The following is a 13,408-nucleotide window of genomic DNA, read 5'->3' on the forward strand; positions in this document are numbered from 1 at the left end:
AACATTTCCGTATATGAGATTATTGACCAGAAAACATAACTTCACAATAGAAAAAGGGCGCAGAAAACTGCGCCCTTCTGTTCGATAGAATGAAAGATTACTTCCAGCCGGTCTCGTTAAAGATCTTCTGTGCCTCGGGGATGTTCTTGGCAACCTCGGACAGGTTGATCTCGTCGGCTTTGAACTCACCCAGCGCTGCCACGTTATCCGCAAGGGCGACGCCTTCGACCGCCGGGAATTCGTCATTTCCGTTCGAGAAATAGACCTGCGCCTGATCGCTGGCGAGGTATTCCAGAAACTTGATCGCGTTGTCCTTGTTCGGGGCATTTGCGGCAACGCCAGCACCGGACAAGTTCATATGTGCGCCTTCGGCGTCTTGTGCCGGGAACTGGACGCCGATCATGTCAATCTCAGCGCTCAGGCCTTTGACGTCTTTACGCATTGCACGGGCAAAGTAATAGGAGTTCGAAACGGCGATCTCGCATTCACCCGAAACAATGCCGCGCAGCTGGTCAGTGTCGCCGCCTTGCGGTTCGCGCGCCATGTTCGCGACCATGCCTTCGGCCCAGGTCTTGGCGGTTTCCGCGCCGTGGTTTGTGATGATCGAGGCCAGCAGGGTCTGGTTATAGGTGTTGCTGGACGACCGGATGCAGACCAGACCTTTGTATTCGGGCTTGGCCAGATCCAGATAAGACGCGGGCGGGTTGGTCACATCGGCCTTGTCAAAGAAGATGATCCGCGCGCGCTGCGAAAAGCCATACCACTGGTTGTCTTCGTCCTGCAGGTTGGTGGGAATACGTTCTTCCAGAACCGCGCTTTCGACCGGCTGCAGGATACCCGCGTTCTTGGCACGCGCCAGACGCGAGGTATCAACGGTCAGCAAGATATCTGCGGGTGAGTTCGCGCCCTCGGCCTCCATCCGAGCAATCAGCTCGTCCGCTTTGCCTTCGATGCGGTTGATGGTGATACCGGTGGCCTCTTCGAAATCGGAATAGAGGCGTTCGTCAGTGTCGTAGTGGCGCGAAGAATAAAGGTTCAGTTCGCCCTCGGCAGCGGCAGAGGTCGCGATCAGGGCCGTCAGGGCGGCGGCAACGCAGGTAGAGGATTTCAGCATCATGTGTCCCAACATTGAAAATCGGCGCGGGTAATAACCCGACTGAAATGGTCAATTAAACGATTCTCAGGGGGATGCAAGAAATTCCGACAAAATTAGTTGGTCAAATCACTGCCAACATGTCACTGGCCCCGACCAAGTGGTACTGCACAGCGGGGCCTGAGGGTCGGCAATGCCGATCCTGGCTACGCCGTCATGGCTGACCTAGTCGTGTTGATTTAAGAACTGAAAGATCGAGAGATGCTGCTTAGCGCTTTCGCTGTCTTTTTTCAGGTTCAGGTGGAGACGGGTCCGGGACAGGTGCGGGGGCCGGCTCAGGGTCTGGGTCGTCGGTCAACACCGGTTCTTTTTTCAGCATGACCTGTGTGACAGCTTCCATGTATTTCTGCAGCAAGACCGGAGGATCGGCCGGGGCCAGTTTGATGGTCAGCCTGCTTGCGCCTTCTTGGCTGTAAGCATAGCGCGAGGAATAGCTGGCATTGACCTGCGCTGCGACAGGGCCCCAACCACCTTTGACCGAAGCGCTGCCCGCTTTTTCGGTTTGCTTAGTCATTGAGATCGCCATTTTGACCTCAATTTCGGCTTCTTGCACCGCGTAGAATGCGGGTAGAAAGCCCATGGAAACCAAACTGAATTCTTTGGGGGGGCCATTGGGATTGGACAGGTCCGGAAGCTGGATCTTCTGATCGGCCATATATTTGGCGACATCTGTAGAATGTCGATCCAACTCGGTCTGCGACTCGGCAACGGAAAGCGCAAGCTTTTGAACCATTTCCGCAAACGGGACGTTTAGCAGTTCCTGCCCGATACTCATTTCCAATCTCCTCTGTTAATTCAGTCTTTCTCAATAATTTGCGTGGCGGTCCGCCTCCTGACGGAAAATGTGACTTTGGATGCGTTCTGGCTGATCGCCTGCTTTCGGGCATTCGTCGCGATTTGGGCTTTGGTGCCGTCCTGACCCAACCCAACAACCGCTTCGACTTTGACGTTGTCGATGGTGAAATCACTGCTCCCATCAGACCCGGCGAGGATCTGTTCACCCAGGGCTTGCGAGAATTCCTGCGCGTTGACGACCTGTGTGTCAGGATCGTCCGCTCCTATTGCCGCTCGGCCCTCGGCCATCGGGTTCATCACCGGGTTACCCGCGCCCATCAACATGCCGCCGCTGCCTTCTTCCAGATCGTCGATCCGTTCTTGCAGGTCGTTGATCGTCTCGAGCAGCGCGACTTCGCGCGCCTCCATTGCCGTAATGCGGTTTTCAAGTGACTGAAGCAGAGTGGTGAATGCCTCGGGCATCTCGGTGACGCGGACATCTATGGGCACTCTTTTGGGGGCTTTGACTTTCTTAGTTGCCATCATTGCCATCCAAAGATCTGCTCTCATCTACGGGACCGGGCGCGAAACGCATTCGCATCGTCGACGCGCTTTTGGAATCGAGCGTGTCTGTCTGAGTCAGCTTCGGGCCAAAAATAAAGGTGCCAATCCTGCTGCGTTGGCCTTCTTCGGTGGAACTGCTCATCTCCATGACGACCTTCAGTTCCACATCGACATCCTGCATGTGATAAAAGACCGGCGGGATGCCAAGATCGCGCAGTTCCTGGGGGTAGTTCTTCAGCGCTTTCAGCTGATCAATGCTAAGCTGTTCGGCCGCCTGGGCCACACTGCGGCCTATATCGGCTACCATGTCGGTCAGAGTTGTTCCGAATATCTTGTCCAGATCATCGTTGGCCAATCCGACCTCCCGTCATAAAATCACGGAAAGCGTAGCACGAGATCGTCCTATCACAACGTTGAATCTTAGAACCGAACTTTCTGAGCGAATTCCTGCAGTTCCGTCCGCATTACATCTGGTTGAAATGCCGGACAAAAAAACCGCACCCGAAGGCGCGGTTCTTTGAATTCAGTATGTGCAGTTCTTAGCCCTGACGAGCTTTGAACCGACGCTGCGTCTTGTTGATCACGTAGACGCGGCCTTTGCGACGCACAACCCGGCAATCACGGTGCCGGTTCTTGAGCGAGCGGAGCGAGTTCTTGACCTTCATGGGTCTGTCTCCAATCTGCGGCGCCTTCATCAAGGACGTGGCCAGCGCCTGGGTTTGCGGGTGCCCCGGAAATCCGAAGCAGTGAGTTCATGGTGGGCGGTACAAGGATCGAACTTGTGACCCCTTCGATGTCAACGAAGTGCTCTACCGCTGAGCTAACCGCCCATGAAACCGTCGCGTGGCCAACCCCATAACGAAATGGGGCGCGGAACCCCGCGCCGGTAGCGGGGTCTATAAAAGGAGTCGCAAAAGGGTTCAAGGGGTTTGGTAGAACTATTTTCCGGTCTATGTTTGGTGCGAACAAGGAGTCGCCATGCAAAACGCTGCTTACCTACTGGATATGCCTGACAAGCGCACGTCCTGTGTGGTTTTTTCCTCTCCGCATAGCGGTCGAAACTATCCAAATGGGCTGATGAAGCGATCGATTCTCAGCCAAGATGTGATTCGTTCTTCCGAGGATGCTTTTGTGGATCAGTTGTTTTCATCAGCGGCGGACCATGGTGCGCCACTGATTTCGGCGATGATGCCACGCGCCTATGTCGATCTGAACCGCAGCGCAGAAGAGCTGGATCCAGCCCTTATTCAGGGCGCGCGCCGCCAAGGCCATAACCCGCGGGTAGCGTCCGGGCTGGGGGTGATTCCGCGTGTGGTCGCCAATGGTCGAGAAATCTATCGCGGTAAGCTGACCATGGATGAGGCGCGTCTGCGAATCGATACCTGTTGGCGTCCCTATCATGCCCGGATCAAATCGTTGCTGGCAGAATCGCATCAGGAATTCGGGCAGGCGATTCTGATCGACTGTCATTCGATGCCGCACGAAGCCGTGGCGCTTGCGTCCACAGTCAATTCCAGACGTCCCGAGATCGTGCTGGGGGATCGGTTCGGTGCCTCTGCAGCGCCAGAGGTCGTCGAACAGATAGAGGCCGCTTTCGTCTCGGCGGGTCTGAGCGTGGCCCGAAATACGCCGTTTGCCGGGGCCTATGTGACCCAGACCTATGGACGCCCCAGCCGCCACCAGCATGCTGTACAGATCGAGATCGACAGATCCCTGTATATGGATGAAAGCAGGATCGAGCCGAATGACAATTTCGCTGCCTTCAAAGAGACCCTGGGCGAAATCATCATGGATATTGCGCGGATCGGACCTGAGCCGCTGCAGCTCGCAGCCGAATAACCTCAGCGCAGGGCACGTCCTTTGACGATGGCATCCGTCCCAAAACGGCGGCGAATCTCATCCGTGGCGCGTTCGGCCTGCGACCTGCGCGAGGCATCCGGATCCAGCAGATCCCCTGAAATATCCGCCTGATCCTCGGGGCACAGATCCGACAGGCCACACCCCAACAGCCGATAGGGGCCCTGATCACCAACCTGATCGAACAGCGCCCGTGCTGTGCGATAGATCCGATCGGCAATCTGTGTGGCATCGCGAAGAGAAACGCGTCGCGTAATGAGTTTGTGATTGGCCCGTTTCAGTTTGAGCGTCACAACCCGCCCGGCCAGCCCCTTGGCCTTGGCCCGATCCGAGACTTTTTCCGCCATCCGCCAAAGGTGCCCATCCAGAATGTCGGCATTGGCCGTATCCTCAAAAAAGGTCGTTTCGTTGCTGATGGACTTCATCGGTTCATGTGCCGAAACCCGGCGCTTGTCCTGACCGCGGGCCAGATGCCACAGCCGGTAGCCCATGGAGCCAAACCGCGCGGTCAGATCCTCTTGGTCCCAGCGCAACAGGTCCGAGAACAGGCGTATGCCTGCGCGGTCCAGCGATTCCTGCGCCGCAGGGCCTATGCCCCAGATCAGGCGCACTGGCTTGTCGTTCAGAAACGCGGATGTCTCTTCCTTGCCGATCACCGAGAAACCGCGTGGCTTGTCCAGATCGGATGCGACCTTGGCCAGAAACTTGTTATGTGACAGCCCGATTGACCCAGTCAGCCCCAACTCGTCCTTCATCCGATTGACCAATCGTGCAAGCATGACGGCGGGGGGCGCACCGTGCAGACGTTGCGTGCCGGATAGGTCCATGAACGCTTCGTCCAGGGACAGCGGTTCAACAATCGGCGTCAGCTCGTCCATCATCGACCTGATTTGGCGCGAAGCCTCGGCATAGACCGACATGCGCGGTTTGATCACGACAGCGTCGGGGCATAGTTGCAACGCCTTGAACATCGGCATTGCCGAACGGACGCCGCGAATTCGGGCGACATAACAGGCCGTAGACACAACACCGCGCTTGCCGCCCCCGATAATGACGGGTTTGTCAGCCAGCTCCGGATTGTCCCGTTTTTCGACAGAGGCGTAGAAGGCATCGCAATCCATATGTGCGATGGACAGGTCAAACAATTCAGGATGCGTTTTGACGCGCGGGCTGCCGCAAACCGGGCAGCGGCGTTCCTTGGTCAGTTCTGTCAAGCAATCTCGGCAGAGGCCGGGCATTTTCTTTTCCCGTCTTCCATGCGGTCCGTAAGGTTCGGTGACTATATCATTCGCATGCCACGGGCAAAACCCGCACAGTGAGGGTAGGAACCAGATCTGCCAAAAGAAGGCCCCCCGCAAAGTGGCGGGGGGAGGTGACGGACCTCAGGAAGAGATGGTCCGCGGGGAGTATCACCTACTTAGATTCTCTCAAAATCGAATTTTTCGATAGAACCCAGTTCACACAGTGGAAACTCGTGTTTTGCATGTGTGTTTTGGGGCACAGGGACGATTTGGCGCGGATCGGGTGAAAAGTGACCTGAGGTCAACTGTTTGCGGGTTGTTCTTGCGAAAATTTAGCCTGATTTAGCCGGATTGCCCTAGTGTCGGGATAAGGAATTTAACTCTGCAAGCACCGCCTCTGCGGCGGCTTTAGGGTCTTGCGCCTGATAGATTGGGCGCCCGACGACGATGTGATCGGCACCATCACCGATGGCATTTGCCGGGGTTGCGACCCGTTTCTGATCTCCCAGAGCGGCACCGGCGGGCCGAACACCGGGTGTCACGATCAAGCGGTTTTCGGCTTGGGGCAGGGCACGGATCAGCGCGGCCTCTTGCGGGCTGGCGATGACGCCATCGGCACCCGCCTCCAACGCTTTGGCCGCGCGTTCGACAACCAGGTCCTGGACATCGCCCGACTTCAGCAGGCTGGCATCCAGATCATCCCGGTTCAACGAGGTCAGGATGGTTACGGCCAGGATCTTGAGGTCTTTGCCAGACGCACCCTCTTTGGCGGCCCGCACCACGTGCGGGTCACCATGAACGGTCAGGAAATCCAAATCGAACTGTGCCAGACCACGCACCGCATTTTCCACCGTATTACCGATGTCGAACAGTTTCATGTCCAGAAAGATGCGCTTGCCCTGATCCTGCTTTAACTCGTTCGCCAGGGCTAACCCGCCCCCTGTCAGCATTCCCAGGCCGATCTTGTAGAATGAGACACTGTCCCCCAACCTCTCGGCCAAGGCCAGACCGTCCAGGGCGTTGGGGACATCAAGGGCTACAATCAGGCGGTCATCGGACATTGGGGGCTCCTTTTTGGCAAACGTCTGCGTCCTAACGGTTTCGTGCGCTTCTGTCCATGCGCGCCTTGCGTGATTCAGATCACGGCAGAGGTTTCCGACTGTGCTATTATCGCGTTGTGCAACTGGGACGGAATTCGGAATGAGACAGTTTACGAAACCCACTATCGCAATCTGCGCGGGGCTGATGCTGGCCGGGTGTCAGGACATGGCGCTGGAAAAAGAGGCTGCTGATACAGTCCTGAGGTCTCCGACAAACGACAACCTCCGGCTGATTGGCGGTTATCGTTCGATGGATGATGACTGTCAGGTTACAGGGGAATCCGCCTTTACCGTGGATTTTCTGGATGACGCCGCCGATCTGGTTTCCTGCCCGACGGGCAGCGATGCAGCGCAATCGCTTGTCGATATGTACGGTGCGCGTTCTGTGGCGAAAACTGGGGGGTATACAGTTTATTCTGTGCCGCGTCGGTAGGTTGGATTCTGTTGGCAGACCCCTTGAACCGCGCAAGATATTTCCCAGATTGAATGTGAGGCCCAGACCGACGCGCGCTGCCAGGCGGGCGCGTCAAAACCGGGCGCTTAGAGAAGGAGCAAAATATGGACTTGAACAAGTTCACCGAGCGGGCACGAGGTTTCGTGCAGGCAGCGCAAACGATTGCGATGCGCGAGGGGCACCAGAGGTTGACCCCTGAACATATACTCAAAGCCTTGATGGACGATGATCAGGGGCTGGCCAGCAATCTGATCACCCGCGCAGGCGGAGCGCCCAGCCGTGTCGTTAACGCACTGGATGCGTCCATGGCCAAAATTCCCAAGGTCAGTGGCGATGCGGGCCAGGTTTATCTGGATGGTCAGACCGCCAAAGTTCTGGATGAAGCTGAAAAGATCGCCACCAAGGCAGGCGATAGTTTCGTGCCGGTTGAACGTATTCTGATGGCGCTGTGCATGGTGAAATCCAAAGCCAAGGATGCTTTGGAAGATGGCGCGGTGACGGCGCAGAAACTGAACGAAGCCATCAATGACATCCGCAAGGGTCGCACGGCTGACACCGCATCGGCGGAAGAAGGCTATGACGCGCTCAAGAAATACGCGCGTGACCTGACCGAAGCCGCAGCTGAGGGCAAGATCGATCCGATCATCGGGCGCGATGAAGAAATCCGCCGCTCGATGCAGGTTCTGTCGCGTCGCACCAAGAACAACCCGGTTCTGATCGGGGAGCCCGGCGTGGGTAAAACCGCGATTGCCGAGGGCATGGCCCTGCGCATCATCAACGGTGACGTGCCGGAGTCGTTGAAAGATAAAAAGCTGCTTGCGCTCGATATGGGTGCGCTGATCGCCGGTGCGAAATATCGCGGTGAGTTCGAAGAACGCCTCAAGGCCGTTCTGACCGAGGTCACCGAGGCCGCCGGTGAAATCATCCTGTTCATCGACGAGATGCACACGCTGGTCGGTGCCGGGAAATCCGATGGCGCGATGGACGCCGCCAACTTGATCAAGCCTGCGCTTGCCCGGGGTGAGTTGCACTGTATCGGTGCGACCACGCTGGATGAGTATCGCAAGTACGTGGAAAAAGACGCGGCCCTTGCGCGCCGGTTCCAGCCGGTTGTGGTACAGGAGCCGACTGTCGAGGACACGATCAGCATCCTGCGCGGCATCAAGGAAAAGTACGAGCTACACCACGGTGTGCGTATTTCAGACTCGGCTTTGGTGTCGGCAGCGACCCTGTCGCATCGCTACATCACTGATCGCTTCCTGCCCGATAAAGCTATCGACCTTGTCGATGAAGCGTCGGCTCGCTTGCGGATGGAAGTGGACAGCAAGCCCGAAGAACTCGATCAGCTGGATCGCCAGATTCTGCAGATGCAGATCGAGGAACAGGCGCTGAAGCTCGAAGATGATGCGGCATCGAAGGATCGTCTGGAAACCTTGCAAAAGGATCTGGCCGATCTGCAGGAGCAATCTGCCGAGATGACTGCCCAGTGGCAAGCCGAACGTGACAAGCTGGCTGGTGCGCGCGATCTGAAGGAACAGCTCGACAAGGCACGGGCCGATCTGGAAATCGCCAAGCGCGAAGGCAACCTCGCCAAGGCGGGTGAGCTGTCCTATGGCGTCATCCCCGAGCTTGAGAAGAAGCTGACCGAAGCCGAAAACGCCGAAAGCAGCCAGATGATGGCCGAAGAAACGGTGCGCCCCGAACAGATCGCAAGCGTTGTCGAACGCTGGACGGGAATCCCGACCTCGAAAATGCTGGAAGGTGAGCGCGAAAAGCTGCTGCGGATGGAAGACGATCTGCATTCACGCGTGATCGGTCAGGATGCAGCGGTGACCGCCGTGTCCAACGCTGTGCGCCGTGCTCGTGCAGGTTTGAACGACGAAGGCCGTCCGTTGGGTTCGTTCCTGTTCCTCGGACCAACCGGCGTGGGGAAAACCGAGCTGACCAAGGCAGTGGCAAACTTCCTGTTCGACGACGACAACGCGATGGTGCGCATCGACATGTCCGAGTTCATGGAGAAACACGCGGTTGCCCGTCTGATCGGCGCCCCTCCGGGCTATGTCGGCTATGACGAAGGCGGTGTGCTGACCGAAGCCGTGCGGCGCAGGCCCTATCAGGTTGTGCTGTTTGACGAGGTCGAAAAGGCGCATCCGGATGTGTTCAACGTGCTGTTGCAGGTACTGGATGATGGTGTGCTGACCGATGGTCAGGGCCGTACCGTGGACTTCAAGCAAACGCTGATCATCCTGACCTCGAACCTCGGCTCTCAGGCGCTCAGCCAGTTGCCCGACGGTGCCGACAGTGCACAAGCGCGGCGGGATGTGATGGATGCGGTCCGGGCGCATTTCCGGCCCGAATTCCTGAACCGTCTGGACGAAACGATCATCTTCGACCGCCTGAAACGGGGTGATATGGATGGCATTGTCGATATCCAAATGGCACGCCTGCAAAAACGCCTGGCCGCGCGGAAGATCGAGCTGGTTCTGGACGACGGGGCTAAGGAATGGCTGGCCAACGAGGGCTATGACCCGGTCTTCGGTGCTCGCCCACTGAAACGCGTGATCCAACGCGCCTTGCAGAACCCGCTGGCCGAGGCGCTGCTGGCGGGTGAGATCAAGGATGGCGAGTCTATTCCGGTCACCGCCGGGGCCGAGGGCCTGATCATAGGCGATCGGCTGGGCACGTCTGAGCGACCACGACCGGATGATGCCGTGGTGCATTGAACCTAAACTGATTGTTGAATGGACCCGCTTGACTGGTGGGTCCATTCTTGAATTTACCCGCGTTTTTTTGCGACTAACCCCCGGCTTGTCCGAGAGGGTGGGCCAGATGGGAAAGAATAGACCGTTTCGCAATCAAAACCTGCTTCATCTAGCAGCTCTAAGATCTCCGCGCGCTGAAACGTTCTATGTCGCCATTGCAACCAGATGATGGCGTTACACCAATGTGGCTTTGATACCACCAAAAACAGGCGACCCCCCTGGCGCAGCAGTCTGTGAATGTCTTGCAAGGCTTGGGACGGATCTGCGCAATGTTCAATCACATGGGCCGCAAGAGCTACGCTCACGGGGTCTAGATTGACATTACCTAGCACCCCTTGGGCTAGTTCTGGTTCGACCCCCCGCGCCCGCAGAGCCTTTTGGCCTTGCCTGATCATCCCCGCGCTGGGTTCAAGTAAGGTTATCCTGGCCGGTTTTCCGTGGACCGCTACCCAGGCCTCGGCGAAGGACGCAGTGCCAGCCCCAATATCGACCACATGTGTCACGTCGTCAGCGACAGGCAATCTCGAGGTCAGGAATTCTAGGTAGCCATCATAGTACCCAAGCGCGCGCATCTTGTCCCGCCACCGGGGCGCGGCTGTATCGTAACGATGCGTGATTTCGGCAATGGGTTTGGGCATTGGTCCGTGCTTTGAAGGTATGCTGTATCACTAGTGCATCGTGTCTTTAGACCAACGCGAATATCCGTGCCGGACCTCCGGTGCCGCCAGCATGTTTCGGTGCGCCGATGACCAGCGTGGCCCCCGCGGTCGGAACCCGATCCAGGCCCGCAAGGCATTCGATGCCAAACCGGCCCGAGGGCAGCCAGGCATAGTGGGTGGCGAAATCAGCGGACATGCCGTGATCCAGCGACAGGGTATCCACCGCAATCGACCGCGCGCCGGTGTCTTCCATTAACATCTGCGCCGCTTCGACGTGAAACCCTGGATAGTGCTGCGCCTCACCGTCGAAATTGCGGAACCCGTCCGTGGCGGTCTTGCCGGACCAACCGGAATGCATCGCTACGCAAGCGCCGTCGGGGATGTCTCCGTTGGCCGCAATCCACGCCTTCAGATCGTCCGGGGTAACGCGGGTGTCGGCGTCTTCGGCCGCGCGCGCGGCGATATTGACGACACAAAGCGGTGCAACCAGATCAGTCACCGGTATCTCATCGACCGACATACCATTCGCGGAAAAATGCAGAGGCGCATCTATATGCGTGCCGGTATGTTCGTTGATCGACAGATTGAACAGGTTAAAGCCGTGATCCGCGAAGTTGAACGCCTGTTCGGCGGAAATGCCGGGTTCGCCTCCCCAGGTCGGAAAGTCGGGGCTGAGCGTATGGGTCATGTCCTCGACCCCGCCATGACCTGCGGCCAGCGCTGCTGGTGCAATCGCTCCGGTGGTCGCAGCCGCAACGCTCGTGGCGGCAGCAGCTTTTAAGAAACTCCGCCGCGACAGCATTCGATCTTTGACGGCATTCATAACGCAGATGTCACACATTCTTCTTCTCCCACTGGTGGATTTCAATCGTTGGATGGGTCGTCCATCTTTTCCCTTGTTGGTAATACCTGCGGCCCAGCCTGCATTTTTGAGGCCTGCGTTGTAAAGGTGGTGACCACAGGTGGTGCCGCGACAACAGCCTCACCCCCCTGATACGTTACAAACTGGTCGCTCAATCGTGAGGCCTGTTTCCTTGGCTCTGTGCTATCAGCGGACTACCTCACCTCAGAGGATGTATGAAGACGGAGACTTAGATGGCGCATCGCTGGACCAACACATTGACACATGCCGACGTCACCCCCCGGGCGGCGTTTCTGAACCGGCGCCAGATGATGGTCGGGATGGCGGGTGTCGGATTGGCAGGGCTGGCGCAGGGGGCAACCGCGCAAGAGGCGCTGGAGCCGAATACCTGGGAAGAGATCACCGGTTATAACAATTATTACGAGTTTGGTACGCGGAAAGAAGATCCTGCAAAATACGCCTATACTCTTGTTACTGAGCCGTGGAGCATCAAAATTGACGGTCTGGTGGACAAGCCCGGCGATTACAATTTCAAGGACATCCTGTCCGAAATGACCGTCGAAGAACGGATATACCGGTTTCGCTGTGTCGAGGCATGGTCGATGGTGATCCCTTGGAACGGGTTTGAACTGGCCGACCTGCTGAACATGGCCGGTGTTCAGGAAGGCGCCAAATACGTGGCCTTTGAAACCGCTTATCGTCCAGATGAAATGCCGGGTGTTCAGTATCCGGTTCTGGACTGGCCGTACCGTGAAGGTCTGCGGCTGGACGAAGCAATGCACCCGCTGACCCTGATGGCCACTGGTATTTATGGCCGGCCGATCCCGAACCAGAACGGCGCACCATTGCGTCTGGTGGTTCCGTGGAAATACGGGTTCAAATCCATCAAGTCGATCGTTCGCATTACGGTGTCAGATGTTGAGCCACCGACAAGCTGGAACATGGCCGGTCCGCGCGAATATGGTTTCTATAGTAACGTGAACCCCAATGTGGATCACCCGCGCTGGTCGCAGGCCTCGGAGCGTCAAATCGGCGGTGGGCTGTTTGCCAAGCGCATCCCGACGCTCATGTTCAATGGCTACGAGGACGAGGTCGCCGGGCTTTACGAAGGCATGGATCTGTCCAAGCATTATTGAGAGTATGAGCGCGCTGAACCAGATATTCCGTCGGATCCCTGATTGGGCCGTCTATTTGCTGGGGGTCCTGCCGGCACCCTGGCTGTTCTATCAAGGGCTGACCGGAGGTTTGGGTGCCGACCCGATTGAGGCTCTTGAGCATAAGTACGGCAAACTGGCATTGCAGTTTTTGATTGTTGTTCTGGCTATATCGCCCCTGCGCAGGTTTGTCGGCGTGAACCTGATCAAGTTCAGGCGGGCGCTGGGCGTTTTGACATTTATATATATCAGTCTGCATCTTTTGGTTTGGCTGGTATTGGATGTGCAGGCCCCCGGGCAGATCTGGGCGGACATCCTGAAGCGCCCCTATATAACTGTGGGTATGGCGGCATTTGTTCTGACGCTGCCACTGGCCGTGACGTCGAACAACTTTTCAGTACGGCAGCTTGGCCCGGGCTGGCGCGCGCTTCAGCGTTTGGTCTATCCGGCAGCAGTTCTGGGGGGCGTGCATTATGTAATGCAGGCCAAAGGATTTCAGATCGAACCCTTGATCTATTTGTCCGTGATTTTGGCTTTGCTTGCTTTGCGCCTACCGATCTCGACCCTGATGAGCCGATTCCGAGGTGCGATTCCGCCCGACTCGGCCTGAGTCTGCCAGCAAGCCTGTGCGAAACACAATTTTCCGTACGCATCTTGGCGGTTGGTCGCCGTATTTGGGCGCGGTTCTATTTGTAAGCATTTGTTTTATTTCAGTAAATAATTGTTTTGAAGATTTTCGAGAGTTTCGGGAATTTTCTGCTTGCGGTGTATGTTTGTAATGCTTAGAACCCCCTTCACCGGCGCTGCTGAGGCGCTTGTGACACACTG

General features: G+C 57.1%; 14 protein-coding genes and 1 tRNA gene. 5 read left to right on the forward strand and 10 right to left on the reverse strand.

Annotated elements, in window-relative coordinates; all coding sequences use genetic code 11:
• Window positions 1-97 precede the first annotated feature (97 nt).
• The 6 genes from AC2FIZ_RS18605 to AC2FIZ_RS18630 all read right to left on the reverse strand — a co-directional run bounded on the left by AC2FIZ_RS18605 (window position 98) and on the right by AC2FIZ_RS18630 (window position 3,321).
• Window positions 98-1,114 carry an extracellular solute-binding protein gene (locus AC2FIZ_RS18605; RefSeq protein ID WP_281995992.1) on the reverse strand — a complete coding sequence of 339 codons (1,017 nt, stop codon included), beginning with the start codon at window positions 1,112-1,114 and terminating at the stop codon, window positions 98-100.
• A 247-nt stretch (window positions 1,115-1,361) separates the two neighbouring features.
• Window positions 1,362-1,928, reverse strand: a complete 567-nt coding sequence (locus AC2FIZ_RS18610; RefSeq protein WP_271951874.1) for a hypothetical protein — start codon at window positions 1,926-1,928, stop codon at window positions 1,362-1,364.
• A 20-nt stretch (window positions 1,929-1,948) separates the two neighbouring features.
• Window positions 1,949-2,470: a hypothetical protein gene (locus tag AC2FIZ_RS18615; RefSeq protein ID WP_496791454.1), complete on the reverse strand. Its 522-nt coding sequence runs from the start codon at window positions 2,468-2,470 to the stop codon at window positions 1,949-1,951.
• Window positions 2,460-2,846, reverse strand: a complete 387-nt coding sequence (locus AC2FIZ_RS18620) for a hypothetical protein (protein WP_271951870.1) — start codon at window positions 2,844-2,846, stop codon at window positions 2,460-2,462. Before AC2FIZ_RS18620 ends, AC2FIZ_RS18615 begins: the two co-directional genes overlap by 11 nt.
• A gap of 184 nt (window positions 2,847-3,030) precedes the next feature.
• Window positions 3,031-3,156, reverse strand: coding sequence for a type B 50S ribosomal protein L36 (gene ykgO, locus AC2FIZ_RS18625; RefSeq protein ID WP_008562923.1), 126 nt, complete (start codon window positions 3,154-3,156; stop codon window positions 3,031-3,033).
• A 90-nt stretch (window positions 3,157-3,246) separates the two neighbouring features.
• A tRNA-Val gene (locus AC2FIZ_RS18630) sits at window positions 3,247-3,321 on the reverse strand.
• Between the two features lie 148 nt (window positions 3,322-3,469).
• Here AC2FIZ_RS18630 and AC2FIZ_RS18635 point away from each other — a divergent pair.
• Window positions 3,470-4,330 carry an N-formylglutamate amidohydrolase gene (locus AC2FIZ_RS18635; RefSeq protein WP_496729410.1) on the forward strand — a complete coding sequence of 287 codons (861 nt, stop codon included), beginning with the start codon at window positions 3,470-3,472 and terminating at the stop codon, window positions 4,328-4,330.
• A gap of 2 nt (window positions 4,331-4,332) precedes the next feature.
• Here AC2FIZ_RS18635 and AC2FIZ_RS18640 read toward each other — a convergent pair whose 3' ends face one another.
• Window positions 4,333-5,586 carry a DNA polymerase IV gene (locus AC2FIZ_RS18640; protein ID WP_281973697.1) on the reverse strand — a complete coding sequence of 418 codons (1,254 nt, stop codon included), beginning with the start codon at window positions 5,584-5,586 and terminating at the stop codon, window positions 4,333-4,335.
• Between the two features lie 359 nt (window positions 5,587-5,945).
• Entirely contained in the window at window positions 5,946-6,650 is a 705-nt protein-coding gene (pyrF, locus tag AC2FIZ_RS18645) for an orotidine-5'-phosphate decarboxylase (RefSeq protein WP_281973698.1), read from the reverse strand.
• Between the two features lie 139 nt (window positions 6,651-6,789).
• On the opposite strand from pyrF, the gene AC2FIZ_RS18650 reads away from it, so the two are divergent.
• Window positions 6,790-7,122 (forward strand): hypothetical protein, encoded by a 333-nt coding sequence (locus tag AC2FIZ_RS18650; RefSeq protein ID WP_142639515.1) that lies wholly within the window; start codon window positions 6,790-6,792, stop codon window positions 7,120-7,122.
• 125 nt (window positions 7,123-7,247) lie between these two features.
• Entirely contained in the window at window positions 7,248-9,866 is a 2,619-nt protein-coding gene (clpB, locus tag AC2FIZ_RS18655) for an ATP-dependent chaperone ClpB (RefSeq protein WP_142639513.1), read from the forward strand.
• 53 nt (window positions 9,867-9,919) lie between these two features.
• Here the strand turns inward: clpB and AC2FIZ_RS18660 are convergent, their stop codons facing one another.
• Together AC2FIZ_RS18660 and AC2FIZ_RS18665 are read right to left on the reverse strand one after the other, a co-directional pair.
• On the reverse strand, window positions 9,920-10,543 hold the full coding sequence (locus tag AC2FIZ_RS18660; protein ID WP_496791455.1) for a class I SAM-dependent methyltransferase: 624 nt from the start codon (window positions 10,541-10,543) through the stop codon (window positions 9,920-9,922).
• A gap of 46 nt (window positions 10,544-10,589) precedes the next feature.
• A complete protein-coding gene (locus AC2FIZ_RS18665; RefSeq protein ID WP_496791457.1) occupies window positions 10,590-11,405 on the reverse strand; it encodes a cyclase family protein in 816 nt (271 codons plus the stop codon).
• A gap of 254 nt (window positions 11,406-11,659) precedes the next feature.
• On the opposite strand from AC2FIZ_RS18665, the gene msrP reads away from it, so the two are divergent.
• Together msrP and msrQ are read left to right on the forward strand one after the other, a co-directional pair.
• Window positions 11,660-12,562, forward strand: coding sequence for a protein-methionine-sulfoxide reductase catalytic subunit MsrP (msrP, locus tag AC2FIZ_RS18670; protein WP_496689812.1), 903 nt, complete (start codon window positions 11,660-11,662; stop codon window positions 12,560-12,562).
• 4 nt (window positions 12,563-12,566) lie between these two features.
• Window positions 12,567-13,190, forward strand: coding sequence for a protein-methionine-sulfoxide reductase heme-binding subunit MsrQ (gene msrQ, locus AC2FIZ_RS18675; protein ID WP_142639507.1), 624 nt, complete (start codon window positions 12,567-12,569; stop codon window positions 13,188-13,190).
• The last annotated feature ends 218 nt before the right edge of the window (window positions 13,191-13,408 follow it).

Source organism: Ruegeria sp. CDSB022 (genome assembly GCF_059611145.1).

Coding starts and splice junctions, on each gene's coding strand:
- AC2FIZ_RS18665 (WP_496791457.1), bottom strand. CDS start 11,405: ATGTGTGACATCTGCGTTATGAATGCCGTCAAAGATCGAATGCTGTCG.
- msrQ (WP_142639507.1), top strand. CDS start 12,567: ATGAGCGCGCTGAACCAGATATTCCGTCGGATCCCTGATTGGGCCGTC.
- AC2FIZ_RS18610 (WP_271951874.1), bottom strand. CDS start 1,928: ATGAGTATCGGGCAGGAACTGCTAAACGTCCCGTTTGCGGAAATGGTT.
- pyrF (WP_281973698.1), bottom strand. CDS start 6,650: ATGTCCGATGACCGCCTGATTGTAGCCCTTGATGTCCCCAACGCCCTG.
- AC2FIZ_RS18650 (WP_142639515.1), top strand. CDS start 6,790: ATGAGACAGTTTACGAAACCCACTATCGCAATCTGCGCGGGGCTGATG.
- AC2FIZ_RS18640 (WP_281973697.1), bottom strand. CDS start 5,586: ATGCCCGGCCTCTGCCGAGATTGCTTGACAGAACTGACCAAGGAACGC.
- AC2FIZ_RS18615 (WP_496791454.1), bottom strand. CDS start 2,470: ATGGCAACTAAGAAAGTCAAAGCCCCCAAAAGAGTGCCCATAGATGTC.
- clpB (WP_142639513.1), top strand. CDS start 7,248: ATGGACTTGAACAAGTTCACCGAGCGGGCACGAGGTTTCGTGCAGGCA.
- AC2FIZ_RS18605 (WP_281995992.1), bottom strand. CDS start 1,114: ATGCTGAAATCCTCTACCTGCGTTGCCGCCGCCCTGACGGCCCTGATC.
- AC2FIZ_RS18660 (WP_496791455.1), bottom strand. CDS start 10,543: ATGCCCAAACCCATTGCCGAAATCACGCATCGTTACGATACAGCCGCG.
- AC2FIZ_RS18635 (WP_496729410.1), top strand. CDS start 3,470: ATGCAAAACGCTGCTTACCTACTGGATATGCCTGACAAGCGCACGTCC.
- ykgO (WP_008562923.1), bottom strand. CDS start 3,156: ATGAAGGTCAAGAACTCGCTCCGCTCGCTCAAGAACCGGCACCGTGAT.
- msrP (WP_496689812.1), top strand. CDS start 11,660: ATGGCGCATCGCTGGACCAACACATTGACACATGCCGACGTCACCCCC.